We start from the raw sequence: 25,395 nt of genomic DNA, 5'->3' as shown, positions 1-25,395 counted from the left end.
CGGCCTCCCCCCCTAATCCGCGGTACCCCGCGTTTGGGTTGGGTCGGGGGGATCTTTCTTCGGGGCTAATTGGGGGGGGGGGCCCCCCGGGGCGGGCGCCCCCCCACCGACGGGACGTCAGGCCGCGTAGTGCTCCCGCAGCCTCCGCGCCGCCTCCGCGTCCGCCCTCCGCTCGTCCAGGGCGAGCAGCCCCGCGCCCAGCACCGGGGGCGCCGTCACGAAGCGGACGTCCGCCTTCGGTGCCCGCTCGGCGAGGAGTGCGCGGATCCGGTCCTCCAACTGCGGGTGCCGGGCCGCCAGGACGCTGCCGCCGAGGACCACCGGCGCCTCCTCGTCGAGGAGTCCGAGCCGGCGCAGCGCCACCGTCGACAGCGCCACGACCTCCTCGGCCATCCGGTGCACCAGGGACAGCGCGACCGGGTCGCCCTCCGCCGCCACCCGGAACAGCACCGGCGTCAGCTCGTGCCGCCGGGCGTGCGGGATCCGGCCCAGGTGGACGGCCTCGATCAGCGCGTACATCGTGTCCAGGCCGAAGTGCGCGGGCAGCGCGCGGGCCAGCTCCGTCGGCTCGCCCCGGCCGTCCTCCGCGCGGGCCGCGAACCACATGGCCTCGTCGGAGAGGCCGCCGCCCCCGCCCCAGTCCCCGGAGATCTTCCCGATCGCCGGGAAGCGGGCGGTCCGCCCGTCCGGGGTCATGCCCACGCAGTTGACGCCCGCGCCGCAGACCACGGCCACCCCGCGCGGTTCGTCGATCCCGGCCCGCAGTATGGCGAAGGTGTCGTTGTGGACCCGTACCGAACGGCTCCACCCGCGCGCCAGGAGCTCCCGCTCCAGCTCCAGCTCCTCGACCGGCAGGTCGGCGTTGGCGAGGCAGGCGGTGACGTGGGCGAAGGCGGGGTCCCCCGGACCGCCCGCCGCCCGCCAGGCCCGGTCCACGATCTCCGCCAGCCCGTCGACGGCCGCGGCCACCCCCACCAGCGGCGGCTGGAAGCCGCCCCCGCGCGCCGTTCCCAGCACCGTGCCGTCCGGCGCGAGGACCGCCACGTCGGTCTTGCTGTTGCCCGCGTCGACCGCGAGCAGCCCCCCGTTCACGCCCACGCGAGGTGCTCCCGGTTGTGCGCGATCAGCCGGTCGGCGAGCTGCTCGGCGTAGGCGTACTGCCCGACCAGCGGGTGGGCGAGCAGCGCCTTGAAGACCCGCTCCCGGCCGCCGCGCAGGGCCGCGTCGAGCGCCAGGTCCTCGTAGGCCGTGACGTTCGCGATCAGCCCGGCGTACAGCGGGTCGACCGGTGCCACGGGCAGCGGCACCGCCCCGCCCGTGCCCACCGCCGCCTGCGTCTCGATGACGGCGTCGTCCGGCAGGAAGGGCAGCGTGCCGTTGTTGTACGTGTTGACCACCTGGTGCGGCGAGCCCCCGCCCGCCAGCAGCGAGGCCGCCAGGTCCACCGCCGCCTCCGAGTAGAAGGCGCCGCCGCGCTTCCCGAGCAGCGCGGGCTTCTCGTCGAGCGCCGGGTCGCCGTACATCTCCAGGAGTTCCTTCTCCATGGCGGCGACCTCGGCGGCCCGCGAGGGCTTGGTGCGCAGCTCCTCCACGACCTCGTCGTGCGCGTAGAAGTAGCGCAGGTAGTAGGAGGGGACGACGCCGAGCCGGTCCACCACCGGGCGCGGCAGGCGCAGGTCGGCGGCGATGGCGTCGCCGTGCTCGGCGAGCAGCCGCGGCAGCACGTCCTCGCCGTCCGGGCCGCCGAGCCGGACGCCGGTCTCCCAGGTGAGGTGGTTGAGGCCGACGTGGTCGAGGTGGACCTCGGCCGGGGTCACGTCGAGGAGCTTCGCGAACTTCCGCTGGAAGCCGATGGCGACGTTGCACAGGCCGACGGCCTTGTGCCCGGCGTTCAGCAGGGCGCGGGTGACGATGCCGACGGGGTTGGTGAAGTCGATGATCCAGGCGTCGGGGTTGGTGCGCCGGACCCGGTCGGCGATGTCGAGGACGACGGGGACCGTGCGCAGCGCCTTGGCGAGGCCGCCGGCGCCGGTGGTCTCCTGGCCGACGCAGCCGCACTCCAGCGGCCAGGTCTCGTCCTGGTTCCGGGCGGCCTGGCCGCCGACGCGGAGCTGGAGGAGGACGGCGTCGGCGCCCTCGACGGCGGCGTCGAGGTCGGTCGTGGTGGTGATCCGTCCGTCGTGCGCCTGCTTGGCGAAGATCCGGCGGGCGAGCCCGCCGACGAGGTCGAGGCGGTCGGCGGCCGGGTCGACGAGGACGAGTTCGGTGAGGGGCAGGGTGTCGCGCAGCCGCGCGAATCCGTCGATCAGTTCGGGGGTGTAGGTCGATCCGCCCCCCACGACAGCGAGCTTCATTCTCGTATCAGCCCTTCACTCCGGTCAGGGTGACTCCCTCGACGAACGCCTTCTGCGCGAAGAAGAACACGAGGATCACGGGGGCCATGACCAGTACGGTCGCGGCCATGGTCAGGTTCCAGTCGGTGTGGTGCGCGCCCTTGAAGGACTCCAGGCCGTAACTGAGCGTCCAGGCGGCCGGGTTCTCGGAGGCGTAGATCTGCGGCCCGAAGTAGTCGTTCCAGCAGTAGAAGAACTGGAAGAGGGCGACGGCGGCGACGGCCGGCTTCGCCATCGGCAGCACGACCCGCAGCAGGATGCGCAGTTCGCCGCAGCCGTCGATCCGGGCCGCCTCGACGTACTCGTCGGGGATGGTGAGGAGGAACTGCCGCAGCAGGAAGATCGCGAAGGCGTCGCCGAAGGCCATCGGGACGATCAGCGGCCACAGCGAGCCGGAGAGGTCCATCTGCTGGGCCCAGAACAGGTACATGGGGATGATCACGACCTGCGGCGGCAGCATCATCATCGAGATCACCAGCAGCAGCGACAGGTGCCGGCCGCGGAAGCGGAACTTGGCGAGCGCGTACGCGACGGGCAGCGACGACACCACGACGAGGACGGTGCCGAGCCCGGCGTACAGCAGGGAGTTCTTCCACCAGGTCAGGAAGCCCTCGGTCTCGAAGACCTTGAGGTAGTTCCCGAAGTGCCAGGAGTCCGGCGTGAGGTCGCGGGTCAGCGCCTGCTGGTCGCTCATCAGCGAGGTGAGGACGACGAAGACGAACGGCAGCACGAAGAAGAGGGCCGCGGCGATCCCGAGCGCGTGCACGGCGATCCAGTGCAGCAGGGCCGTCCGGCGGGCCCGCCTCGCGGCGGTGCCGGTCGCGGGGGCGGTGAGGGTCATGGTTCAGTCACCCGAGCCGATCAGGCCGCCGCGCCGGCGCATGAGCAGCGCGGTGAAGGCCATGGAGAAGGCGAAGAGCACGAGCGCCACCACACAGGCCGCGCCGTAGTTGAACTGGCTGAAGCCGAGGCTGTAGACGAGCTGCGGCAGGGTCAGCGTGGAGTCGTCCGGATAGCCGGGGACGAAGGTGACGCCGGAGCCGCCCATCACGCCGGAGGCGACCTTCGAGGCCACGATCGGCTGGGTGTAGTACTGCATCGCGCCGATGATCCCGGTGACCACCGCGAAGAGGATGATCGGCGAGATGTTCGGCAGCGTGATGTGCCGGAACCGCTGCCGCGCGTTCGCGCCGTCCAGCTCGGCGGCCTCGTACTGCTCCTTGGGCACGTCGAGCAGGGCGGCCATGAAGATGACCATGAGGTCGCCGATGCCCCACACGGCGAGGAGGGTCAGCGCCGGCTTGGCCCAGGCCGGGTCGGTGAACCAGGCGGGGGCGGGCAGGCCGATGGCCTCCAGGAGCGTGTTGACCGGCCCGGTGCCGGGGTTGAGCAGGAAGACGAAGGCGAGCGTCGCCGCCACCGGCGGGGCCAGGAAGGGCAGGTAGAAGAGGGTCCGGAAGATCCCGGCCCCCGTCTTGATCTTGGTGATGAGCATGCCGATGCCGAGTCCGAAGACGACCCGGCAGCTCACCATGACGACGCAGAGCCAGAGGGTGTTCCGCAGGGCGGGCCAGAACTGCGGGAAGGACGTGAGGACGTACTCCCAGTTGTCCAGGCCGCGCCACTCGGGCGCGTTGAGCCCGTCGTACTTCATCAGCGAGAAGTAGACGGTCGAGACCAGCGGGTAGACGAAGAAGAAGCCGAAGCCGATCAGCCAGGGCGACATGAAGGCCAGGGTCCGCAGGGCGTTGCTCCGGCGCCTCGACCGCAGGGTGTTGCGCCGGGCGGCGGAGGAGCCGGGGCCGGAGGCGGCCGGGGAGGCCGCCTCCTTCGCGGGCAGGGTGTCCGTGCTCATGGGCGGGGTCCGGCCGTCACTTCGCCGCGGCGATGTCGCGGTCGATCTGGGCGGCGGTGTCGGCGAGCCCCTTCTTCAGGTCGGTGACCTGGCCCTTCTCGTACTGCTGGGCGAACTTCTGGAGGGTGTCCTGGTACGCGGAGCCGTTCACCGCGCCGTCCGAGGTGGTGGACTTCGGGTGCCGGGCGATGTCGAGGAAGGTCGTGAAGCGGGCGTCGAACTTCAGGCCGGGGGACTTGAGGGCGTCGAGGGTGGAGGGGACGTTGCCGATGGCGTTGGCGAAGTCCACCACCGCCTCGGTGTCCGTGGTCATGTACTTGACCAGCTCCCAGGCGGCGTTCTGCTTCTTCGACTGCGGGGCGATGCCCATGATCGTGCCGGAGAGGTAGCCCTTGCCGTACTCGGCGACCTCGTCGTCGGCGACGGGCAGCGGCGCGACGCCGACCTCGAAGGGCACCTTGGCGTCCTTGATGAAGTTCAGCCGCCACTCGCCGTCCAGCTGCATGGCGACCTGGCCGGTGTGGAAGGGGTGCTTGGCGCCCCACTCGTCACCGAAGGTGGTGCGGTACTTGTCCAGCTTCTGGAAGCCGCCGAGCGCGTCCACCAGCGACTTCTGGTACGTCATCATCTCGGCGAACGCCGGGTCCGACGCGGCCGTCGACTTCCCGTCCTTGTCGAAGTAGCCGCCGTGGCTCCACTGCGACATGTAGTGCGAGACGACCGTCTCGTAGCCGAGGTAGTTCGGCATGAAGCCGAGCTGCTCGAAGGAGTCGCCCTTGGTCTTCGTCAGCGCCTTGGCGGCCTTCGTGAACTCGGACCAGGTCTTCGGCGGCGCCTCGGGGTCGAGCCCGGCCTTCCGGAAGGCGTCCTTGTTGTAGTAGAGCCCGTACGCGTCGGAGAGCAGCGGCAGCGTGCAGCGCTTGCCCTCGAACTGGGTGTAGTCCTGGAGGACCTTCGGGAAGATCTTGTCGAGGTCCAGCTTGTCCTTCTCGACGAAGGGCTTGAGGTCGGCGAGCGCGCCCGTGTGGCAGAACTTGCCGACGTTGGCCGTGGTGAAGGACGCCACCACGTCCGGGCCGTTGGAGCCGCCCGCGCGCAGCGCCTGGCCGAGCTTGTCGTCGTTGATGTTGCCGACGACCTTCACCTTGATGTTCGGGTGGGCCTTGGTGAAGCGGGCGACGTTGTCCTCGATCGCCTTGACCTCGGCCGGGGCCGACCAGCCGTGCCAGAAGGTGATCGTGGTCTCGGCCTTGGGGTCGTCGCTCGCCTTGTTGCCGGCGGAGCCGGTACAGGCGCCGGCGAGGAGGGCGAGGGAGGCGGTGGCGGCGAGCGCGGCGGCTGCTCTGCGCGGGCGTGCGGACATGGCGGGGTCTCCCTGGAGGGCGGAGGACGGAGGGGGAAGGAGGAAGGAGCCTGGTACGAGGTCAGCGCGAGGTGTCGAAGACCTCGTCGCGGGTGGTGGCGAGGGCGCTCTCCAGCGCCCCGCGCAGCACGGGACCGCGGGGGACGGCGGTCAGGACGAGCCGCGGCCGGGAGGCCGCGAGGTCGGCCAGCTCGGCCTGGACGCGGGCCCGCAGCGGTTCGCCGCCGGCGACGAGGACGTCTCCGGACAGCACGATCAGTTCGGGGTCGAGGACGGCGGTGAGGGAGGCGAGTCCGGTGGCGAGCCGCTCGGCGTACCGGTCGAGCAGCTCCGCGTGCGGCCCCTCGTCGGGGGTCTCGGCGGCCCGGGCGAGCAGCCCGGTCGCCACCGGCACGTAGGGGTGGTCGGGGGTGTCGATGCCGGCCTCGCGGGCGAGCCGGGGCACGGACTGGACGCCGGCGAGCTCCTGGAAGCCGCCGGAGTTGGCCTTGGCGACCTGGCGGACCAGCGGCGTGCCGGGGACCGGCAGGAAGCCGACCTCGCCGGCGCCGCCGGTGAAGCCCCGGTGCAGCCGGCCGCCGAGCACGAGGGCGGCGCCGAGGCCCTCCTCGTTCCACAGCAGGACGAAGTCCTCGTGGCCGCGGGCGGCGCCGACGGCCCGCTCGGCGACGGCCACCAGGTTGACGTCGTTCTCGTACTCGAAGGGCATGGGCAGGACCGCGGCCAGCTCCTCCAGGAGGGTGGGGGAGTGCCAGCCGGGCAGGTGGGAGGCGTACCGCAGCCGTCCGGTGGCCGGGTCGAAGGCGCCGGGGGTGCCGATGACGAGGCGCCGGACGCCGGCCCGGGTGAGCCCGGCGGCCTTGACCGCCCCGTCGAGGGCGTCGGTGACCTGACGGACCACGCCTTCGCCGGTGCGCCCTCCGGTGCGGAGCTCGTACGCGCCGACGACGGCGCCGGTGATGTCGGCGACGGCGGCGCGGATGCGGTGCTGGTTGACGTCGAGCCCGGCGGCGTGGCCGGCGTGCGGGTTCAGCGCGTACAGCTGGGCGCTGGGGCCGGGCCGGCCCTCGGTGGTGCCGGTGGCGCGGACCAGGCCGGCGGCTTCGAGACGGGCGAGGAGCTGGGAGGCGGTCGGCTTGGAGAGGCCGGTGAGCTTGCCGATCCGGGTCCGCGAAAGGGTGCCGTGCTCCAGGAGGAGGTCGAGCGCGGCGCGGTCGTTCATGGCCCGCAGGACGCGCGGGGTGCCAGGGGTTCCCTGGATGCCTGCCATGACGTGCGCACCTGCCCTTCGACGCTGGGAGGCCCCTTCTGACGCCCGGCGGCGCCCGCTCCCCCCACCACACTGTTAGGAAAGTTTCCTATCCGGTGGGAGGACGGTAGGACGCCCGCCACCGGGCCGTCAATACCCGTGAACGCGAGACGCCCCCGGCGGCAACCGAAGCGTTGCCGGCGGGGGCGTCGGGGCCCGGGGGAGGGACGGGTCAGGGCTTGGAGAGGTCCGTCCGCGGCAGCGGGGTGGCCGCCGCCGACTGGGGCGAGGCCGCGTTCGAGAAGACCGAGGGGGCGGCCATGCCCGCCGTGGGGTCGGCCGCCGCCTCCTCCGCCTGCGCGGGGAGCCCGCCGACGATCCGGATGCCGGCCTCGTCCAGGCCCCGCTTGATCCGCCAGCGCAGCTCGCGCTCCACGCCCAGCTTCTTGCCCGGCATCGTCTTCGCCGAGACCCGGACCGTCATCGAGTCGAGGAGCACCTCGGTCAGGCCGAGCACCTCCACCGGACCCCACAGCCGCTCGTTCCACGGCTCGGCCTCGGCCATCGACTCGCCCGCCGCCGCGATCACTGCCTGCACCTTGTCCAGGTCCTCCGTCGGCCGGACCGTCACGTCCACCGCCGCCGTAGCCCAGCCCTGGCTGAGGTTCCCTATCCGCTTGATCTCGCCGTTGCGGACGTACCAGATCTCGCCGTCGACCCCGCGCAGCTTCGTCACGCGCAGCCCCACCTCGACGACCTCGCCGGAGGCCACGCCCGCGTCGACCGAGTCGCCGACGCCGTACTGGTCCTCCAGGATCATGAAGACGCCGGAGAGGAAGTCCGTCACCAGGTTCCGCGCGCCGAAGCCGATCGCCACACCGGCCACACCGGCCGAGGCGAGCAGCGGCGCCAGATCGATGTCGAAGGCGCCCAGCACCATCAGCCCGGCGGTGCCCAGGATCAGGAACGACGCCACCGAGCGCAGCACCGAGCCGATCGCCTCGGACCGCTGCCGCCTGCGCTCCGCGTTGACGAGCAGCCCGCCGAGCGCCGTCCCCTCCACCGCCTGGGCGGAGCGGTTCATCCGCTCGATCAGCTTCGTCAGGGCGCGGCGGACGGCCCACCGCAGCATCAGGGCGACGATCACGATCAGCAGGATGCGCAGACCGGTGTTGAGCCAGGTGGACCAGTTCTCCTCCACCCAGCTCGCCGCGTTGGTGGCCTTCTCCGCCGCCTCGTCCAGAGACACCGGGATGGGCTCGGGTTCGGTGGCGGCCGCCAGGACGGACCAGGACACGGGACAACCTCCAGGCATCGCGTACGCAGGCCATCCACCCTAACGGGGCATCGGACGTGCACCCGTTGCCCTGTTCGAGGGAGAGACCGACCTCACCCGGGCACATACCCGGAAGACATGCCGGTGTGGTCGAGAACACGTCCGCCGCGTGTCCCGCGATCGCGGGAACGTGGTGGCGCTCCGGCCGGGCATGAGGAGAGACTGAGAGCAGTTCGTCCCGGCGCGAGCCACGCGCCGCCGGCGTCATAGGAGGCATCCGTGCCGCATGTCCTGGTCCTCAACGCGTCGTACGAGCCCCTGGGCGTCGTACCGCTCCGCCGCGCACTCGTCCTCGTTCTGGAGAACAAGGCCCTCTGCATCGAGGAGTCCGGCGCCTTCCTGCACAGCGAGCATCAGATCGTCCCCGCGCCCAGCGTGGTACGGCTGAAGCGCTTCGTGCGGGTCCCCTACCGGGGGCCCGTTCCCTTGACCCGCAGGGCCCTCTTCGCGCGCGACGGCGGGCGCTGCATGTACTGCGGGGGAGTGGCGACCAGCGTCGACCACGTCATCCCGCGCAGCCGGGGAGGGACGCACGCCTGGGAGAACGTGGTCGCGGCCTGCCGCCGCTGCAACCACCTCAAGGCCGACAAGCACCTGCGGGAGATCGGCTGGCGGCTGCGCCACCAACCCGCGCCGCCGACCGGCCTGGCCTGGCGGATCATCGGGACCGGACACCGGGACCCACGTTGGCTGCCCTACCTCACGCCGTACGGCGCCGAGGACGCGATGGCCCGGATCGACTCCGTCGCCGACACCCCCGCGGGGGCGTTGACGACCGGCTGAGACCCGGGCCTTCCGCGTTCCCGGGCCGGCCAGGGCGGGGTACGGAGGCGAGGGCGCCGCTCAGGGGGCGACGCCCTCCTCCGGCGCGTCCTCCTCCGGCGCCCCGGCCTCCGGCGCGACCGTCCCCGGCGCGACCGTCCCCGGCGTGCCGGAGACCGGCGCGTCCGCCCCCGGCGTGTCGGCCTTCGGCGCGTCCGTCCCCGGCCGCTCCGTCTCCGGCCGTTCCTTCTCCGGCCGGTCCCGGGGCACCACCGCGTACGTCTCCACCGACCAGAGCGAGTAGCCGTACGGGGTCGCCCGCTTCTCGCCCTGCACCCGCAGGAAGCGGGTGTCCGCCGCGTCCATCCGCACCGACTCCCTGCCGCCGCGCCCGTCCGGCACGGTCGCCGCGGTCCGCCAGTTCCGGCCGTCGGCCGAGACCTGCACCCGGTAGCGGGAGGCGTACGCGTCCTGCCAGTGCAGCACCACCTGCCCTATCCGGGCCGGTTCGGCAAGCTCCAGCTGGAACCAGGCCCCGTCCTCCGCCGGCGAGGACCAGCGGGTCGCCGGATCGCCGTCCACCGCCAGCGCGGCCGGGAAGTCCGCCGTCTCGTCGCCGGAGGAGGAGGCCGTCGCCGTCCGGGCCAGGTCCGGGCCGCCGGTGCGCGGGAAGACCCGCACCGTCAGCACCCGCTCCCCGCCCGCGAAGGACACCGGCACCCGGTACTCCCCGGACGGCGTGTCCGCCGCCGCCGACACCTCCATCGGCACCGTCGTCGTACCGCCGCGCTCCACCGCGGCCTCCTCCGGCAGCCGCACGGCGATCCCCTTCGGCGCCCGCGCCGTCAGCGGGCCCCGCACCTCGGCCGCCCGCCGCCCCGTCAGCTCCAGGTCCACCCGGCCCGCCGGGCCGCCGGCCTCCAGCTCCGCCGAGGTCCGGGACAGCTCCAGGCCGGCCTTCGGCCCGTCCGCGAACCACGGCACCAGCGACCGCACGTCGGGCGCCGGGCCCCCGCCGTCCCACACGATCCGCAGCGCCTCGGCGCGCAGCCCCTTCAGCTCGGTCTGCGTCCAGCCCGAGGAGTCCAGCGGCCCCAGAGGCCGCCAGCCCTCGCCCGCCACGTACGCCTCCACGCGCGCGTGCGCGGCCTTCCCGGCGGCGGCCTCCCCCGGGGCCTTCCCGGTCAGCACCGTCACCGACTCCACCGGCCGCGCGCGGTCCAGCTTCACCGTGTACGAGCCGGCGGCCCGGTCCACCGCGCGCTCCGGGTCCCGGTCGGTGCCCGTCCAGGCCGCCGCCTCCTTCGCCGCCCGGTCCAGGAACGGGTCGAGGACCCCGTCGCCGACCGTCGCCCCGCTCGCCGCGATCCGCGGCCGCAGCGGCTCCAGGCGCAGCTGCGCCTGCCAGGCCGCGGGCCCGTCCCCGCGCGCCTGCGCGAGGAGCATGTCGACGGCCGCCTCGCCCGCCGCCCCGTACCGCGCCAGCTGTTCCAGCCAGGGCCCGGCCTCGGCGCGCAGGGCGCCGTCCGCCGTGCCGGCCAGCCGCTCCGGCGCCTCCCGCATCACGGTGAAGGCGGCCCGCAGCTCGGCGCCCGCCTTCTCCCGCGCGGCCGCCGGGCCCGCGGCCCGGGCCGACCAGAAGGCGCTCATCAGCGGCTTCAGACCGGCCGATTCGGCGTCCGGGGCGAGGATCGAGGAGGCCGCGTTCCCCGCCAGGGCGCCCAGCGCCGCCCGCGCGGCCGGCTCGGGGCCCGCGAGGTCGGCGACGGCCGCCCGCCAGGACTCCCCGGGCCGGTAGCCGCGCGGGTTCCAGGCGAAGTCGGCGGTGGTGAAGAGCGGGATCCGGGAGGCGGCCGGTTGCTCCATCGCGTGCGCCAGATAGGCGGCGGAACCCGCCGCCACCGCCGGCTCCCTGCCCCGGGCGGGCCCCAGGAAGAGCCGGTCCTGCGCGTAGTCGTTCACCGGGTAGTTGTCCATGGTGACCAGCGGGCGCTGCCCCAGGGCCGCCCGCACCCCGGCCAGTTCGGTGCCGGTGATGGTGCGCGGCACCACCCCGACGCCCGTCCACGCCACCCGCACGCGCGGGTCCAGGGCCTGCGCGAGCGCCGAGCGGTACTCGCTGGTGCCCTCCTGGTAGTACTCCGTCGGCAGCACCGTCAGCGGCTCGGCGTCCGGCCGGCGCTCGGCCAGGTGCCGGGCGACCGTGTTCGCCACGCGCGCGTGCGCCCGGGCCGCGCCCGCCGCGTCCCGCCCGAAGGCGTCGGCGTCCTCGTCGCAGGTCCACTCGCCGTACCCGGCGTCGGGGAACTGGAGCTGGAAGGAGCGGAAGCCGAGCTCCGCCATCGCGTCCAGCTTCCGCGTCAGCGCCGCCACGTCCGCGTCCGAGGACAGGCACATCGACTGGGCGGGCGCCACCGCCCAGCCCAGCGTCACGTGCCGGGCCCGGGCCCGCTCGGCCAGCGCGCGGAACCCGGCCCGCTGCGCCTCCGGGTAGGGCTCGCGCCACTGCGCCGCCCGGTACGGGTCGTCACCCGGCGCGTACAGGTAGCGGTTCTGCTTGGTGCGGCCCAGGAAGTCGACCATCGCCAGGCGCTGCTCCGTCGTCCACGGCGTGCCGTAGAAGCCCTCCGCGAGCCCCCGCTCGGCGGTGCCCGGCCAGTCCCGGACGACGACGCCCGGCACCTCGCCGCCGACGCCGCCGGGACCCTCGCCGAGGAGCTGCCGGAGCGTCTGCACGGCGTGGAAGAGCCCGTCCTCGCCGACCCCGTCCAGCACCACGGTGTCCCGCCCGCCGAAGCGGCCGGTGGCCAGCCGGTAGCCGCCGCGCGGCAGATCGGCCCGCTCGGCCACCCCGAAGGACGCCAGCGCCTCCCGCGCCGCCTCCCCGGAGGGGCCCGAGACCCGGACCACGGGGCCGTCGCCCGGCAGCCCCTCGCGCACGCTCCGCACCCCGGCCTCGGCGAGCAGTTCCCGCAGCGCCGCGAGGGCGTACGGATCGGCGTCCCCGTCCGCGACCAGGGTGACCCGCTCGCCGAGCCGCACGGCCGGTCCGGCGGCCGTCAGCGACTGCGGCCGGGGCCACACGGAGGGCACCGGCGGGGCCACCCGCGGGGATCCGGTCCGGGGCGCGGGCACCGCCGGGCGCGCGGCGGGCCCGGCGGGGGCCTTCGCGGGCGCCGGGGGAGAGGCGGCCGGGCCGGACGCGGTCACGGGGAGCGGGACGGCGCCCGCCGAGCCGGGCACGGCCCCGCCCAGGAGTCCGCCGATGACGGCGGCGGCGACCGCGGTCGCCGTACGCGGTCCGCGTCCCGGACGCACGGGGGTCACGGGGTCTCCCTTCGCCGGGGCCGGGACCCGCCGATTCGTCAGGGACGGGCCCCGCCCGGCCGGTTGGTCACGAGCGGGTTACGAGCCCACCACCCGTCGCACGCAGGTGTCAATCCGCCGGGGCGAAGTGTCGGCTTTGCCCGGTGAACCACCGGCGAGCTGTCGCCCTTTCGTCACGTTCCCCCGGTAAAAGGGGCAAAGGGAGGTGTGGTGGGTAGGGCTACCACGCGTCGCACCCACGGCCGGGCGGCCACCCGCCGCCCGGCCGGCCACCACGTCGAGACGAGACCCGGGAGACCCCCGTGACCACGACCGCCCGCCACCTCTCCGGACGGATACGGATCCCACGTCAGGCCGCCCCCGGCGGCGCCCCGCCGGAGGCCGGACCGGCACCCGCCGACGCCGCGCCGCTCACCAGCGAGCCGCCGTGCGCCGACCTCGCGCCGCTGACCAGCGAGCCCCCGCTCGCCGGCGCCGCGCCCCTCACCAGCGAGCCGCCCCTCACCGGCGCCGCCCCCCTCACCAGCGAGCCCACCGCCCCCGGAAGCCGGTGCGGCACGGAGTCCCCCGGAGTGTGAAGTGACCCTGGCCCGCCTCGCCGCCCGTCACGGCGTCGCCACCGCGTTCAGCCCGTCCGAGGGCGTCACCGTGCCCGTGCCCGAGGCCACCGTGGTCGCGGTGCTCGGCGCCCTCGGGGTGGACGCGACCACCCCGGAGGCGGTCGCCGCCTCCCTCGGCGCGGCGGAGCGGGCCGACCGGGAGCGCCTGCTCCCGCCCACCCTGGTCCGGCACACCGGCGGCGACCCGGTGCGCCCGCCGGACGGGCTGCCCGGCGGGACCCTGCTCCGCGTCACCACCGAGACCGGCGAGGTCCGCACCGGCGACGACTGGGAGCGGCTGCCGCTCGGCGTGCACACCGTGGACGCCGAGGCGCCCGACGGCCGCACCGCCCGCGCCACCCTGATCGTCGCCCCCGCGCGCGTCCCGGCCCCGGACGCGCGCGCGTACGGCCTGCTCGTGCAGCTCTACTCGCTGCTCTCCGAACGCTCCTGGGGCATGGGCGACCTCGGCGACCTGCGGGAGCTCGTCTCCTGGGCGGGCCGCGCGCACGGCGCCGGCTTCGTCCAGGTCAACCCGCTGCACGCGGGCGTGCCCGGGGCGCCCTCCGACCCCTCGCCGTACCGCCCCTCCTCCCGGCGCTTCCCCGACCCCGTCCACCTGCGGATCGAGCGGATCCCCGAGTACGCCCACCTGGACCCCGGCCGGCGCGAGGAGCTGGACCGGATCCTCGCCTCCGCCGCCGAGCTCCGCGAGAGCGTCCTGGCCAAGGGCACCACGATCGACCGGGACGCCGTCTGGGCGCTCAAGCTCCGCGCCCTGGAGCTCCTCGCCGCGGTCGAGCCCGGCCCCGGCCGGCGCGCCGAGTACCACGACTTCCTCGCCGAGCGCGGACGCGCCCTGGAGGATCACGCCACCTACCAGGCGCTGGCCGAACTCCACGGCCCCCACTGGCGCTCCTGGCCCGCGCCGCTGCGCACCCCCGACGGCGCCGCGGCGGCCGTCCGCGCCGACGCGGCGCTGGCCGCCCGGGTCGACTTCCACTGCCGTCTCGCCTGGCTGACGGACCGGCAGCTCGGCGAGGCCGCAGAGGCGGCGCGGGAGGCCGGGATGGCGGTCGGGCTCGTCCACGACCTGGCCGTCGGCGTGCACCCCGAGGGCTCCGACGTCTGGGCCCGGCAGGGCGACTTCGCCGCCGGGATGTCGGTCGGCGCCCCGCCCGACGCCTTCAACTCCCGGGGCCAGGACTGGGGCCTGCCGCCGTGGCGCCCCGACGCCCTCGCCGCCGCCGGGTACGCCCCGTACCGCGGTCTGCTGCGCGAACTCCTGCGGCACGCGGGCGCGCTGCGCATCGACCACGTGATGGGCCTGTTCCGGCTCTGGTGGGTGCCGGAGGGCCGGGAGCCCACCGAGGGCACCTACGTCCGGTACGACGCCGAGGCGATGCTGGCCGTCCTCGTCCTGGAGGCGCACCGGGCCGGCGCCCTCGTCGTCGGCGAGGACCTGGGCACCGTCGAGCCGGGCGTCCGCGAGGCGCTCGCCGCGCGCGGGGTGTTCGGCACCTCCGTGCTCTGGTTCGAGCGGGACTGGGACGGCGGCGGCGCACCGCTGCCGCCCGAGGCGTGGCGGGCCGACTGCGTGGCCACCGTCACCACCCACGACCTGCCCCCCACCGCCGCCCGGCTCTCCGGCGACCACGTGGTGCTGCGGCACCGGCTGGGGCTGCTCGCCGGCGACCTGGCGCGCGAGCGGGCCGCCGACGCGGCGGAGACGGAGGAGTGGCGGGGCGTCCTCCAGCGGCTCGGGCTGCTCCCGGAGGGGCCGGGCGGCGAGGAGGCCGAGATCCGGGCCCTGCACCGCTTCCTGGCCCGCACGCCGGCCCGCATGGTGGGGGTCTGGCTGCCGGACCTGGTGGGGGACCGCCGGCCGCAGAACCTGCCGGGCACCTGGGACGAGTACCCCAACTGGCGGCTGCCGGTCGCGGGCCCCGACGGGCAGCCGCTCACCCTGGAGCGGATCGCCGCCTCGCCCCGCGCGCACGCCCTGCTGCGGACCGCCGCCGAGGGGGTCGGAGCCCGTACGGCACCCCCGGGCGCGCGGGCCGTTTAGGTGTTCGCTACTTTTGCACCGTGGACAAGAAGAACGCCCTGCGCGCCGGCGCCGTCGCGGCCGGTACGACGCTGATGATGCTGCTCATGTCGTCCCCCGCGCTCGCGCTGACCCGCGACGACGGCGACGACCCGGCCCCCAAGCTGGAGGTCATCGAGACCCTCGGCCTGTTCGTTGCCGCCCCGCTGGTGCTGTTCCTGGTCATCGCCGGTCTGGTGATGGTCCTCGACAAGTCCAAGAAGGCGTGACCCGCGGGAGGCCTCACCGCCTCCCGGAAGCGTAGTCCGAGGGCGCCGCCCGGCCACACCGGCCGTGCGGCGCCCTCGCGCGTCCGCGCGCGGACGCCCGGCGGGCCGGAGGGCGGGCCGCGCCCCCGCCCGTCACGCCGTGGTCGCGAGCAGCTTCCGCAGGAGCCCGGCCAGCTGCTTCGCCTCCTCCTCGGTCAGCGCCGACTCCAGGGCCTCGCGCTGCCGTTCCAGGCCCGCGCCGACCGCCTGGTCCACCAGCTCCCTGCCGCGCTCGGTGAGCGTGACGCGCAGTCCGCGCCGGTCGTTCGGGTCGGGGCTGCGGGTGAGCAGTCCGGCCTTCTCCAGCTTGTCCAGCCGGCCGGTCATCCCGCCGGTGGTGATCATCAGGGTGGCGGTCAGTTCGCGCGGCGAGAGCGTGTAGGGCGCCCCCGACCGGCGCAGGGTCCCCAGGACGTCGAACTCCCCGAGCGCCAGGCCGTGGGGCGCGTACGCCTTGTCCACCTTGCCGCGCATGGCGGCGGCCAGCCGGTAGATCCTCCCGAAGACCTCCATGGGGAGCGTCTCCAGATCGGGGCGTACCGCCGCCCACTGATCGATGATCGCGTCGACGGGGTCGTGTGCGGGGGGCTGCGTCTTCATGTGCCCAGTGTTCCGTCCCCGCCCACGCGATGGCAAAAAAGCCACTTGCAAGTAAGTAGCTTAGTGCTAAGTTAATTACCAGCAAGCCAGTCGTGCTCCGGGCCGCCGGAGCCGCACCACTCCCGGGGGAGTCCTGCCATGTCCCGCAAGGCCGCCGTCGTCGCGCTCACCGCCCTCGCCCCGATCTCCTGGGGCTCCACCTACTTCGTCACCACCGAGTTCCTGCCGCCCGACCGGCCCCTCTTCACCGGCCTCCTGCGGGCCCTGCCGGCCGGCCTGCTGCTCCTCGCGCTGACCCGCAAGCTCCCGAGCGGCGCCTGGTGGTGGAAGTCGGCCGCCCTCGGCGCCCTCAACATCGGGGCCTTCTTCCCGCTGCTCTTCCTCGCCGCCTACCGGCTCCCCGGCGGCGTCGCCGCCGTCGTCGGCTCCGTCGGACCGCTCTTCGTCGTCGGCCTGGCCGCCCTCCTCCTCGGCGAGAAGCCCGCCGCGCGGACCCTGCTCACCGCCGTCGCCGCCGCCTTCGGCGTCAGCCTCGTCGTCCTCCGGGCCGGGGCCGCCTTCGACGCGGTCGGCGTGGGCGCCGGGCTCCTCTCCGCCCTCTCGATGTCCGCCGGCGTCGTCCTCACCAAGCGCTGGGGCCGCCCCGAAGGCGTCGGCGCCCTCGCCCTCACCGGCTGGCAGCTCACCGCCGGCGGCCTGGTCATCCTCCCGATCGCCTTCCTCGTCGAGGGCGCCCCGCCCGCCCTCACCGGCACCCACCTCGCCGGCTACGCCTACCTCGCCCTCGGCAACACCGCGATCTCCTACTTCCTCTGGTTCCGCGGCATCGAGCGGCTGAGCGCCTCCTCGGTCACCCTCCTCGGCCCGCTCTCCCCGATCACCGCCGCCGTCATCGGCTGGGCCGCCCTCGGCCAGGCCCTCGGCCCGGTGCAGGTGCTCGGCATGGTGATCGCCTTCGGCGCCACCCTGGCGGGCCAGCTGGCCCCCGCGAAGCCCGCGCCCGCCACCACCGAACCGTTCGATTCCTCTGAAAAGAACGGTCAGGAAGTTTCGATGGACCTGGAGCTTTCCGGGGTGCGACGGTAGGCCGCATGCCCCTCACGAGGACCCGCCACGCGACCGCACCCGAAGAACCAGGCCGGAGACCGGCGCCCGCCAGGGGCACCGGTCCCGGTCTGCTCCTCGCCCTCCTCGCCACCGTCGTCTGGTCCGGCAGCTTCGTCGCCACCCGCGACATGGCCGACTCCGTCCCGCCCGTCCAGGCGGTCTTCTGGCGCTGGGTCATCGCCCTCCTCGCCGTCGCCCCCTTCGCCGTCCGCCCGCTCCTGCGGCAGCGCGCCCTCCTCCGCGCGCACCTCGGATTCACCGCCCTGGCCTCGCTGTTCGGCGTCGCCCTCTACAACACCCTGGTCCACCAGGCCGGCCTGACCACCTCCGCCACCAACATGGGCATGATCATGGCCGCCTCCCCCGTGATCATGGCGCTCTACGCCCGGCTCGGCGGCGAACGGCTCGGCGCCCGCCGCCTCCTCGGCACGGCGGTCGCCGTCCTCGGCGTCCTCCTCCTCGTCGGCAGGGGCTCCCTCACGATCGACCTCGCCGCCGGCGACCTGTGGATGTTCGCCGCCGCCCTCTCCTTCGCCTCCTACAGCGCCCTCCTCAAGCGCCGCCCGGCCGAGATCGACGGACTCGCCTTCCTCTGCGCCACCTTCGTGCTCGGCACGCTCATGCTCGCCCCCGCCTACGCCCTCTCCCTCGCCCTCCAGGGCGGCTTCCCCGCCACCCCCGCCACCGTCGGCCCGCTGCTCTACGTCGGCGTCCTCTCCTCCGCCGTCGCCTTCTTCTGCTGGAACAAGGCGATCTCCCTGATCGGAGCGGCCCGCGCCGGAGTCGTCTACTACCTCCAGCCGGTCTGCGTCGCCCTGCTGTCGTACGCCCTCCTCGGCGAGCGCCTCGGCCTCGCCGGCGGCGCCTGCATGGCCCTGATCCTCGGCGGAGTGGCACTGAGCTCCGCCCGCTGACGCGCGCCGGATAGGTTGCGCCCATGACCGAGTGGGACATCAAGAAGCTGCACATCCTGCGCACCCTGCGCGACCGGGGCACCGTCACCGCCACCGCCCAGGCCCTGCTCATGACCCCCTCGGCCGTCTCCCAGCAGCTCACCAACCTCGCCCGCCAGCTCGGCGTGCCGCTCCTGGAGGCCCACGGGCGGCGCGTCCGGCTCACCGACGCCGCCCACCTCGTCCTGCGCCACGCCGAGGCCGTCTTCGCCCAGCTGGAGCGCGCCGACGCCGAACTCGACGGCTATCTGCGCGGCGAGGCCGGCCAGGTCCGCGTCGCGGCCTTCTCGACCTCCGTCCCCGCCCTCCTCGTCCCCGCCGTACGGCGGCTCCGCACCGCCCACCCCGGGCTCGGCGTCCGCATCCGGGAGGCCGAGGCGGGGGAGGCGTACGAACTGCTCGGCGCCGGCGAGGTCGACCTCGCCCTCTCGCTCGCCGCCCACGCGCCCACCGCGCGCGACCCGCAGTTCAGCCGGCTGCCGCTGCTCGCCGACCCCCTCGACGTCGCCCTGCCCGCCGGCCACCCGCTCGCCGGCGCCCCCGGCCTGCGCCTCGCCGACCTCGCCGCCGAGCCCTGGATCTTCGGTGGCTCGGGGCCCTGGTCCGAGATCACCACCGCCGCCTGCGAGGCCGCCGGCTTCGTGCCCGAACAGGCCCACAGCGCCTCCGGCTGGACGGCGATCCTCGCCATGGTCGAGGCGGGCCTCGGCATCGCCCTCGTGCCCCGGATGGCCGCCGCGGACCGCAGGAGCGGCGCCGGCGTCGTCATGCGGGTCCTCTCCGCCGACCAGCCCCGCCGCCACGTCGTCGCGGCCGTCCGGCGCGGCGCCGAGGAGGCCCCGGCCCCGGCCCGGGTCCTCGCGGCGCTCCGGCAGGTCGCCGTGGAGCGCGAGAGCGTTCAGCGGAGCTGAAAAGACCTGTCGAAAACATTCGATGGACCGCCGGCTTCCGGCGCGGGACAGTCGGACCATGACCGCCATCGAGGACACCCAGGACCCGCACGCCAACGACGCCGCCCCGTACGCCGGGGGCGACCCGTACGCCGACTACCGCACCGGCGACTTCCCCTTCACCGAGCTGGTCGACCTCGCCGACCGCCGCCTCGGCGCCGGCGTCGTCGCGGCCAACGACGAGTTCTTCGCCGAGCGCGAGAACCTGCTCGTCCGCGAGCGGGCCGTCTTCGACCCGGAGCACTTCGGCCACAAGGGCAAGATCATGGACGGCTGGGAGACCCGCCGCCGCCGCGGCGCCGACGCCGACAACGTCTTCCCCGCCCCCGAGGACCACGACTGGGCGATCGTCCGCCTCGGCGCCCCCGGCGTCATCAGGGGCCTGATCGTCGACACCGCCCACTTCCGCGGCAACTACCCGCAGAAGGTCAGCGTCCAGGCCACCGCCGTCGAGGGCAGCCCGAGCCCCGAGGAGCTGCTCGACGCCACGTGGGAGGAGCTCGTCCCGCCCACCCCCGTCCGCGGCCACGCCGCCAACGGCTTCGCGATCGACAGCGACCGCCGCTGGACCCACGTCCGCCTCTGCCAGCACCCGGACGGCGGCGTCGCCCGCCTCCGCGTCCACGGCGAGGTGCTGCCCGACCCCGAGTGGCTGGACCTCCTCGGCACGATCGACCTGCTCTCCGTCCTCAACGGCGGGTCGTACGAGGACGCCTCCGACAAGTTCTACTCCTCGCCGACCCAGATCATCCTGCCCGGCACCTCCCGCAAGATGGACGACGGCTGGGAGAACCGCCGCCGCCGCGTCCGCGGCACCAACGACTGGGTCCGCTTCCGCCTCCCCGCCCAGGGCGCCGTCCGCGCCGTCGAGATCGACACCGCCTACCTCAAGGGCAACTCGGCCGGCTGGATCGCCCTCCAGGGCCGCAACGGCGAGTCCGGCGAGTGGTTCGAGATCGTCCCGCGCACCCGCCTCCAGCCCGACACCCTGCACCGCTTCAAGCTCCCCGCCCAGGCGGTCGTCACCCACGTGCGCCTCGACGCCTTCCCCGACGGCGGCGTCGCCCGCATGCGCCTGCACGGCTCCCTGACCGAGGAGGGCGCCGCCGACCTGCGCGCCCGCTTCGACCGCGCGAGCCGCTGACCCCCCCCGGCGGGGCCGGCCCCCGGGCACGGCGAAGGGGCGCCCCCACGGGGGAGGACGCCCCTTCGCCCTGCCTTCCGGCGGTGGTTACCCCGCCGCCGCGTCCGCCGCGCGGGCCCTCAGCGCCCGCTCGACACCGGCGCGCGACTCCGTGACCAGGCGCCGCAGCGCCGGCACCGGGTCGTTCGCCGCGATCCACGCGTCCGTCGCGTCCAGCGTCTCCTGCGAGACCTGGAGCGTCGGGTAGAGACCGACCACGATCTGCTGGATCATCTCGTGGCTGCGGGTCTCCGACACGCGCTTGATCGACGCGAAGTACTTCTCCGTGTACGGCGCGAGCAGCTCGCGCTGGTCGGCCTGGACGAAGCCGCCGATCACCGCCTCCTGCACCGCGTTGGCCAGCTTGTCGTCCTCGACGACCGAGGCCCAGGCCTCCGCCTTCGCGGCCTCGGTCGGGCGGGCCGCGCGGGCCGTGGCGGCGTGCCGCTCACCGGCGGCCGTACGGTCCCGCTCCAGCTCCGCGGCGATCTCCGGCTCGTCGAAGACGCCGGTCGCGGCGAGCCGCTGCACGAACGCCCAGCGCAGCTCGGCGTCGACGGCGAGGCCCTCGATCGTCTCGCGGCCCTCCAGGAGCGCGGCGAGCAGGTCGAGCTGCTGCGGCGTCCGGGCGGTGGCGGCGAAGGCCCGCGCCCACGCCAGCTGGTGGTCGCTCGCCGGCGCGGCCGCCTTGAGGTGGGTCAGCGCCGCCTCGGTCCAGCGGGTCAGGCCCGCGTCGCGCCACTCCGGCGCCGCGTACAGCTCCAGCGCCGCCTTCACCTGGCCCTGGAGGGACTGCACCACGCCGATGTCCGACTCCTTGGCGATGCCGGACAGCACCAGCTCCAGGTAGTCGCGGGTGGCCAGCTCGCCGTCCCGGGTCATGTCCCAGGCCGACGCCCAGCACAGCGCGCGCGGCAGCGACTCGGCGAAGTCGCCGAGGTGCGCGGTCACGTTCCGCAGCGACACCTCGTCGAGGCGGACCTTGGCGTACGACAGGTCGTCGTCGTTCAGCAGCACGACCGCCGGACGGGCCTTGCCGACCAGCGCCGGCACCTCGGTCAGCCCGGCCGCCTCGATGTCCAGCTCCAGGCGCTCGGTGCGGACCAGCTTGCCGGCCGCGTCGAGGTCGTAGAAGCCGATCGCGATGCGGTGCGGGCGGAGCACGGCCTCGCCCTTGGCGCCGGCGGGGAGCGCCGGGGCCTCCTGGCGCACCGCGAAGGCGGTGATCGAGCCGTTCTCGTCGGTCTCGATCTCCGGGCGCAGCACGTTGATGCCGGCCGTCTCCAGCCACGCCTTCGACCAGGTCTTCAGGTCGCGGCCGGAGGTCTCCTCCAGCGCGCCCAGCAGGTCGCTCAGACGGGTGTTGCCGAAGGCGTGGCGCTGGAAGTACGCCTGCACGCCCTTGAAGAACTCGTCCTGGCCGACGTAGGCGACGAGCTGCTTGAGGACCGAGGCGCCCTTGGCGTACGTGATGCCGTCGAAGTTGACGAGCACGTCCTCCAGGTCGTTGATCTCGGCCATGATCGGGTGCGTCGACGGCAGCTGGTCCTGGCGGTAGGCCCAGGTCTTCTCCGCGTTGGCGAAGGTGGTCCAGGCGTTCGGCCAGCGGGTGCCCGCCACGGACGCCTGGCAGGCGACCGAGGTGTAGGTGGCGAACGACTCGTTCAGCCACAGGTCGTTCCACCACTCCATGGTCACCAGGTCGCCGAACCACATGTGGGCCAGCTCGTGGAGGATGGTCTCGGCGCGGCGCTCGTAGGCCGCGTCCGTCACCTTCGAGCGGAAGACGTACTGGTCGCGGATGGTGACCGCGCCCGCGTTCTCCATCGCGCCCGCGTTGAACTCCGGCACGAACAGCTGGTCGTACTTGGCGAACGGGTAGGCGTAGGCGAACTTCTCCTGGAACCAGTCGAAGCCCTGCCGGGTCACGTCGAAGATGTGGTCCGCGTCCAGGAACTCGGCCAGCGAGGGGCGGCAGTAGATGCCCAGCGGCACGACCTGCCCGTCCGGGCCCTCGTACGACGAGTGCACCGCGTGGTACGGGCCGACGATCAGGGCCGTGATGTACGAGGAGATCCGCGGGGTCGGCTCGAAGGCCCACACCCCGTCCTTCGGCTCCGGGGTCGGCGAGTTGGAGATGACGCTCCAGCCCTCCGGCGCCTTCACCGTGAACCGGAAGGTCGCCTTGAGGTCCGGCTGCTCGAAGGAGGCGAAGACGCGGCGCGCGTCCGGCACCTCGAACTGCGTGTACAGGTAGGCCTGGCCGTCGACCGGGTCGACGAAGCGGTGCAGGCCCTCACCGGTGTTGGTGTACGCGCAGTCCGCGACCACGCGCAGTTCGTTGCGGCCCTGCTTCAGGTGCGGCAGGGCGATCCGCGAGTCGCGGAAGACGGCGGCCACGTCCAGCGCGTGGCCGTTGAGCACGGCCTCGTGGACGGCGGGGGCGACGAGGTCGATGAAGGTCTCGGCGCCCGCCTCGGCGGAATCGAAGCGGACGGTGGTGACGGACCGGTAGGTGCCGCCCTCCTGCGCACCCGTGAGGTCCAGTTCGACCTCGTACGCGTCCACGGTCAGCAGCGCCGCCCGCGCTTCCGCCTCTTCACGGGTCAGGTTCGTACCAGGCACCCGGTCAACTCCTCGGTTTCGTGACGTTTGGGCCATCCTTCCACGGGGTGAGTCGCGGGCGCATCGCGCATTTCCCAGGGCGAACACGCGAGGGGCGGCCACCCACCCGGGTGGCCGCCCCTCGGCGCGTACGGTCCGGCGTCAGCCCTTGAGCTCGGCCGCCACCAGCTCCGCGATCTGCACCGCGTTCAGCGCGGCGCCCTTGCGGAGGTTGTCGTTGGAGAGGAAGAGCGCCAGGCCGTTGTCCACCGTCTCGTCGACGCGGATGCGGCCCACGTACGAGGCGTCCTTGCCGGCCGCCTGGAGCGGGGTCGGGATCTCGGACAGCTCGACGCCCTCGGCGTCCTTCAGCAGCTCGTAGGCGCGCTCGACGCTGATCGGGCGGTCGAAGCGGACGTTCACCTGGAGCGAGTGGCCGGAGAAGACCGGGACGCGGACGCAGGTGCCCGAGACCTTCAGCTCCGGGATCTCCAGGATCTTGCGGGACTCGTGGCGGAGCTTCTGCTCCTCGTCGGTCTCGAAGGAGCCGTCGTCCACGATCGAGCCGGCCAGCGGGACCACGTTGAAGGCGATCGGACGCTTGTAGACGGCGGGCTCGGGGAACGCGACGGCCTCGCCGTCGAAGGCCAGCTGGTCGGCCTGCTCGGCGACGGCGCACGCCTGGGTGCGCAGCTCGGCGACGCCGGCCACGCCCGAGCCGGAGACGGCCTGGTAGGTGGTGGCGACCAGCGCGGTGAGGCCGGCCTCCTGGTGGAGCGGCTTGAGGACCGGCATGGCGGCCATCGTGGTGCAGTTCGGGTTGGCGATGATGCCCTTGGGGCGGTCCTTGACCGCGTGCGGGTTGACCTCGGAGACGACGAGGGGGACCTCGGGGTCGCGGCGCCAGGCGGAGGAGTTGTCGATCACGACGGCGCCCTGGGAGGCGACCTTCTCGGCGAGGGCCTTGGAGGTGGCGCCGCCGGCGGAGAAGAGCACGATGTCCAGGCCGGTGTAGTCGGCGGTCGAGGCGTCCTCGACGGTGACGCCGTCCACGACCGTGCCGGCGGACCGGGCGGAGGCGAAGAGCCGCAGCTCGTCGACCGGGAAGTTCCGCTCGGCCAGGATCTTGCGCATGACTGTGCCGACCTGACCGGTGGCTCCGACGATTCCGACCTTCACGGGGACTCCTCCGTACGTGTGTGCAGGTGCTGCCGCCCTCCATGATGCGTGCCGCCTGCCGCTTCTTGTCCAATCCATTGTCCGAGGGGCGGGATGTGCGACCGGGACGAACGTTCCGGGGCCCCGCCGCGTCGAAGGGGGGACCGGACGAGGAAAGGGGGCGGGGTGGAGCAGATGGACGCGGCGCTGGTGGACCGGGTGCGGGCGGTCCTCGCGCTGGGCGGGGTGCCGTACGCGGAGCTCCAGGACGGGGTACAGCAGGTGGGGCTCCGCCTCCTGGAGGCCCGCGCGAAGGGGGACCCGCCGCGCTCCCCGGCCGCCTGGTGCGCGGTGGTCGCCACCCGGGTGGCCGCCGACTGGCACCGGGCCCGGCGCCGGGAGGAGCGCCTCGGCGAGCGGCTGACCGCGCTGCCGGACCCGCCGGGCGGCGGCGGGGAGGAGGCCCGGGTCCTCGCGCTCGCCGTGGCCGACGGCCTGGAGGCGCTGCCGGAGAAGCAGCGGCGGGTCCTGGTGCTGCGCTTCTACGCGGACCTGCCGGTGGCCCGGATCGCCGAGGAGCTGGGAGTCCCCGAGGGGACCGTCAAGAGCAGGCTGCACGCCGCCGTCCGCGCGATGCGGGAGCGGCTCCACACGGACGAGGTGGTGTGAGTGGGCGAGGACACGAGGGATCCGCTGGCCCGGGCCCTGTTCCCGGAGGACGGACCGCCGGACGCCGGGGACGACCCCGAGGTCGCCCGGGCCCGCGCGGACCTGGACCTGCTCCGCGAGCAGCTGGGCGTCCTCGCGGCGGCGCTGACGGCGGAACCGCCACCGGCGCAGCCCGTGCGCCCGGAACCGGCGGAGCCCGTGAGCCCGGAGCCGGCGCAGCCCGTACCGGCCGGGCCCGTACCGGCGGAGCCCGTACGCCCGGAACCGACGCAGCCCGTATCGGCCGGGCCCGTACCCGCCGGGCCCGTATCCGCCGGCCCCGTGCCCGCCGGCCCCGGGCGCGAGCCGGTCGCCGTACGGCCCCGGCGGCGCGGGCGGGGCGCCGCCTGGGCGCTCGCCGCCTGCGTGGCGCTGGGCGCGCTCGGCACCGGCGGGGCGTGGCTGGCCGCCCGCCCGGGGGCGACCGGCGGCGGTCTGCTCGGCTCCGGCTCCGAGGCCAAGCGCACCCCGGGCGGGATCGTGGCCTGCGCCACGGACGTCGCCGAGGGCACGGTGGTGCGCGCCGAACCGCTCGCGCAGGACGAGGTCCGGGTGGTGCTGCGGGTGGAGCGCCGCTACCGGCCGACGGTGGCGGACGCCGGCGAGCTGGTCTTCCGGGGCCTGGCGGCGGAGCCGTCGTCGTACTACCGGCCCGGCACGCGGATGCTGGTGGTCGTCTCCCGCTTCCCCGACGAGGGGGTGCTCACCTACCGGCAGGACATGGAGCCGCCCGGCGAGCTCGGCGAGGACGTCGGCCCGGTCCGCGACGAGCTGGAGTACGGCCGGAAGTGGGTGGCGAAGGCCCTCGCCGAGCCGGGGGACGGCGAGTGCCCCGGGCGGGGCTGACCGGGGACGGCGAAGGGGCGGGCACCCCACGGGTGCCCGCCCCTCGT

The 25,395-nt window shown here is 74.4% G+C and carries 21 protein-coding genes; 10 read left to right on the top strand and 11 right to left on the bottom strand.

Annotated features, from left to right (window positions below; all coding sequences use genetic code 11):
• Window positions 1-117: 117 nt before the first annotated feature.
• From ACFW6A_RS31220 to ACFW6A_RS31190, 7 genes are all read right to left on the bottom strand, one after another.
• Entirely contained in the window at window positions 118-1,098 is a 981-nt protein-coding gene (locus ACFW6A_RS31220) for an N-acetylglucosamine kinase (RefSeq protein WP_386644562.1), read from the bottom strand.
• Entirely contained in the window at window positions 1,089-2,354 is a 1,266-nt protein-coding gene (locus ACFW6A_RS31215) for a 6-phospho-beta-glucosidase (RefSeq protein ID WP_351842938.1), read from the bottom strand. The genes ACFW6A_RS31220 and ACFW6A_RS31215 overlap by 10 nt, the downstream gene beginning before the upstream one ends.
• A 7-nt stretch (window positions 2,355-2,361) precedes the next feature.
• On the bottom strand, window positions 2,362-3,234 hold the full coding sequence (locus ACFW6A_RS31210; protein WP_351842940.1) for a carbohydrate ABC transporter permease: 873 nt from the start codon (window positions 3,232-3,234) through the stop codon (window positions 2,362-2,364).
• A gap of 3 nt (window positions 3,235-3,237) precedes the next feature.
• The gene (locus ACFW6A_RS31205; protein WP_386483982.1) at window positions 3,238-4,248 is read right to left on the bottom strand and encodes a carbohydrate ABC transporter permease; all 1,011 of its coding nucleotides are present in this window, start codon (window positions 4,246-4,248) and stop codon (window positions 3,238-3,240) included.
• Window positions 4,249-4,264: 16 nt separating this feature from the next.
• Window positions 4,265-5,611 carry an ABC transporter substrate-binding protein gene (locus ACFW6A_RS31200; protein ID WP_351842942.1) on the bottom strand — a complete coding sequence of 449 codons (1,347 nt, stop codon included), beginning with the start codon at window positions 5,609-5,611 and terminating at the stop codon, window positions 4,265-4,267.
• A 61-nt stretch (window positions 5,612-5,672) separates the two neighbouring features.
• Window positions 5,673-6,881: an ROK family transcriptional regulator gene (locus ACFW6A_RS31195; RefSeq protein WP_351842944.1), complete on the bottom strand. Its 1,209-nt coding sequence runs from the start codon at window positions 6,879-6,881 to the stop codon at window positions 5,673-5,675.
• Window positions 6,882-7,092: 211 nt separating this feature from the next.
• Entirely contained in the window at window positions 7,093-8,175 is a 1,083-nt protein-coding gene (locus ACFW6A_RS31190; RefSeq protein ID WP_386644558.1) for a mechanosensitive ion channel family protein, read from the bottom strand.
• 240 nt (window positions 8,176-8,415) lie between these two features.
• Here ACFW6A_RS31190 and ACFW6A_RS31185 point away from each other — a divergent pair, with 240 nt between their 5' ends.
• The gene (locus ACFW6A_RS31185; RefSeq protein WP_043230089.1) at window positions 8,416-8,979 is read left to right on the top strand and encodes an HNH endonuclease; all 564 of its coding nucleotides are present in this window, start codon (window positions 8,416-8,418) and stop codon (window positions 8,977-8,979) included.
• Window positions 8,980-9,039: 60 nt separating this feature from the next.
• Here the strand turns inward: ACFW6A_RS31185 and ACFW6A_RS31180 are convergent, their stop codons facing one another.
• Window positions 9,040-12,276, bottom strand: coding sequence for a beta-N-acetylglucosaminidase domain-containing protein (locus tag ACFW6A_RS31180; protein ID WP_386644571.1), 3,237 nt, complete (start codon window positions 12,274-12,276; stop codon window positions 9,040-9,042).
• 344 nt (window positions 12,277-12,620) lie between these two features.
• Between ACFW6A_RS31180 and ACFW6A_RS31175 the strand changes: the two genes are divergently transcribed.
• The 3 genes from ACFW6A_RS31175 to ACFW6A_RS31165 are packed head-to-tail and all read left to right on the top strand — an operon-like array spanning window position 12,621 to window position 15,200.
• A complete protein-coding gene (locus ACFW6A_RS31175) occupies window positions 12,621-12,863 on the top strand; it encodes a hypothetical protein (RefSeq protein ID WP_386644568.1) in 243 nt (80 codons plus the stop codon).
• A 1-nt stretch (window position 12,864) separates the two neighbouring features.
• On the top strand, window positions 12,865-14,952 hold the full coding sequence (gene malQ / locus ACFW6A_RS31170) for a 4-alpha-glucanotransferase (protein WP_351842948.1): 2,088 nt from the start codon (window positions 12,865-12,867) through the stop codon (window positions 14,950-14,952).
• A 20-nt stretch (window positions 14,953-14,972) separates the two neighbouring features.
• On the top strand, window positions 14,973-15,200 hold the full coding sequence (locus ACFW6A_RS31165; protein ID WP_351842950.1) for a hypothetical protein: 228 nt from the start codon (window positions 14,973-14,975) through the stop codon (window positions 15,198-15,200).
• 132 nt (window positions 15,201-15,332) lie between these two features.
• On the opposite strand, the gene ACFW6A_RS31160 is transcribed toward ACFW6A_RS31165, so the two are convergent.
• Entirely contained in the window at window positions 15,333-15,839 is a 507-nt protein-coding gene (locus ACFW6A_RS31160; protein WP_351842952.1) for a MarR family transcriptional regulator, read from the bottom strand.
• A 138-nt stretch (window positions 15,840-15,977) separates the two neighbouring features.
• Here ACFW6A_RS31160 and ACFW6A_RS31155 point away from each other — a divergent pair, with 138 nt between their 5' ends.
• From ACFW6A_RS31155 to alc, 4 genes are read left to right on the top strand one after another with little or no spacing between them, the layout of a single operon-like run.
• Window positions 15,978-16,925 carry an EamA family transporter gene (locus ACFW6A_RS31155; RefSeq protein ID WP_351842954.1) on the top strand — a complete coding sequence of 316 codons (948 nt, stop codon included), beginning with the start codon at window positions 15,978-15,980 and terminating at the stop codon, window positions 16,923-16,925.
• A 5-nt stretch (window positions 16,926-16,930) separates the two neighbouring features.
• Window positions 16,931-17,860, top strand: a complete 930-nt coding sequence (locus ACFW6A_RS31150) for a DMT family transporter (RefSeq protein WP_351842956.1) — start codon at window positions 16,931-16,933, stop codon at window positions 17,858-17,860.
• Between the two features lie 23 nt (window positions 17,861-17,883).
• Window positions 17,884-18,810, top strand: coding sequence for a LysR family transcriptional regulator (locus tag ACFW6A_RS31145; protein WP_351842958.1), 927 nt, complete (start codon window positions 17,884-17,886; stop codon window positions 18,808-18,810).
• A gap of 58 nt (window positions 18,811-18,868) precedes the next feature.
• The gene (alc, locus tag ACFW6A_RS31140; protein WP_351842960.1) at window positions 18,869-19,993 is read left to right on the top strand and encodes an allantoicase; all 1,125 of its coding nucleotides are present in this window, start codon (window positions 18,869-18,871) and stop codon (window positions 19,991-19,993) included.
• A gap of 87 nt (window positions 19,994-20,080) precedes the next feature.
• Here alc and pepN read toward each other — a convergent pair whose 3' ends face one another.
• Together pepN and ACFW6A_RS31130 are read right to left on the bottom strand one after the other, a co-directional pair.
• Complete coding sequence (gene pepN / locus ACFW6A_RS31135; RefSeq protein ID WP_351842962.1) at window positions 20,081-22,657, bottom strand: aminopeptidase N; 2,577 nt, start codon at window positions 22,655-22,657, stop codon at window positions 20,081-20,083.
• Between the two features lie 141 nt (window positions 22,658-22,798).
• Window positions 22,799-23,815 (bottom strand): aspartate-semialdehyde dehydrogenase, encoded by a 1,017-nt coding sequence (locus ACFW6A_RS31130; RefSeq protein WP_351842964.1) that lies wholly within the window; start codon window positions 23,813-23,815, stop codon window positions 22,799-22,801.
• Between the two features lie 174 nt (window positions 23,816-23,989).
• On the opposite strand from ACFW6A_RS31130, the gene ACFW6A_RS31125 reads away from it, so the two are divergent.
• Both ACFW6A_RS31125 and ACFW6A_RS31120 read left to right on the top strand, forming a co-directional pair.
• A complete protein-coding gene (locus ACFW6A_RS31125; protein ID WP_386476443.1) occupies window positions 23,990-24,463 on the top strand; it encodes a sigma-70 family RNA polymerase sigma factor in 474 nt (157 codons plus the stop codon).
• Window positions 24,464-25,348: a hypothetical protein gene (locus ACFW6A_RS31120; protein WP_386644552.1), complete on the top strand. Its 885-nt coding sequence runs from the start codon at window positions 24,464-24,466 to the stop codon at window positions 25,346-25,348.
• Window positions 25,349-25,395 lie beyond the last annotated feature (47 nt).

The organism is Streptomyces sp. NPDC058758, from assembly GCF_042746075.1.
Lineage (GTDB): Bacteria > Actinomycetota > Actinomycetes > Streptomycetales > Streptomycetaceae > Streptomyces.
The sequence above is the reverse complement of the archived record's forward strand: the minus strand, read 5'-3'. Positions and strand labels throughout refer to the sequence as shown.

What these genes read in the sequence shown, in the direction of transcription:
- ACFW6A_RS31210 (WP_351842940.1), bottom strand. Translation starts at nt 3,234, where the DNA reads ATGACCCTCACCGCCCCCGCGACCGGCACCGCCGCGAGGCGGGCCCGC.
- ACFW6A_RS31155 (WP_351842954.1), top strand. Translation starts at nt 15,978, where the DNA reads ATGTCCCGCAAGGCCGCCGTCGTCGCGCTCACCGCCCTCGCCCCGATC.
- ACFW6A_RS31190 (WP_386644558.1), bottom strand. Translation starts at nt 8,175, where the DNA reads ATGCCTGGAGGTTGTCCCGTGTCCTGGTCCGTCCTGGCGGCCGCCACC.
- ACFW6A_RS31160 (WP_351842952.1), bottom strand. Translation starts at nt 15,839, where the DNA reads ATGAAGACGCAGCCCCCCGCACACGACCCCGTCGACGCGATCATCGAT.
- ACFW6A_RS31195 (WP_351842944.1), bottom strand. Translation starts at nt 6,881, where the DNA reads ATGGCAGGCATCCAGGGAACCCCTGGCACCCCGCGCGTCCTGCGGGCC.
- ACFW6A_RS31145 (WP_351842958.1), top strand. Translation starts at nt 17,884, where the DNA reads ATGACCGAGTGGGACATCAAGAAGCTGCACATCCTGCGCACCCTGCGC.
- ACFW6A_RS31200 (WP_351842942.1), bottom strand. Translation starts at nt 5,611, where the DNA reads ATGTCCGCACGCCCGCGCAGAGCAGCCGCCGCGCTCGCCGCCACCGCC.
- ACFW6A_RS31215 (WP_351842938.1), bottom strand. Translation starts at nt 2,354, where the DNA reads ATGAAGCTCGCTGTCGTGGGGGGCGGATCGACCTACACCCCCGAACTG.
- ACFW6A_RS31205 (WP_386483982.1), bottom strand. Translation starts at nt 4,248, where the DNA reads ATGAGCACGGACACCCTGCCCGCGAAGGAGGCGGCCTCCCCGGCCGCC.
- alc (WP_351842960.1), top strand. Translation starts at nt 18,869, where the DNA reads ATGACCGCCATCGAGGACACCCAGGACCCGCACGCCAACGACGCCGCC.
- ACFW6A_RS31125 (WP_386476443.1), top strand. Translation starts at nt 23,990, where the DNA reads ATGGACGCGGCGCTGGTGGACCGGGTGCGGGCGGTCCTCGCGCTGGGC.
- ACFW6A_RS31150 (WP_351842956.1), top strand. Translation starts at nt 16,931, where the DNA reads ATGCCCCTCACGAGGACCCGCCACGCGACCGCACCCGAAGAACCAGGC.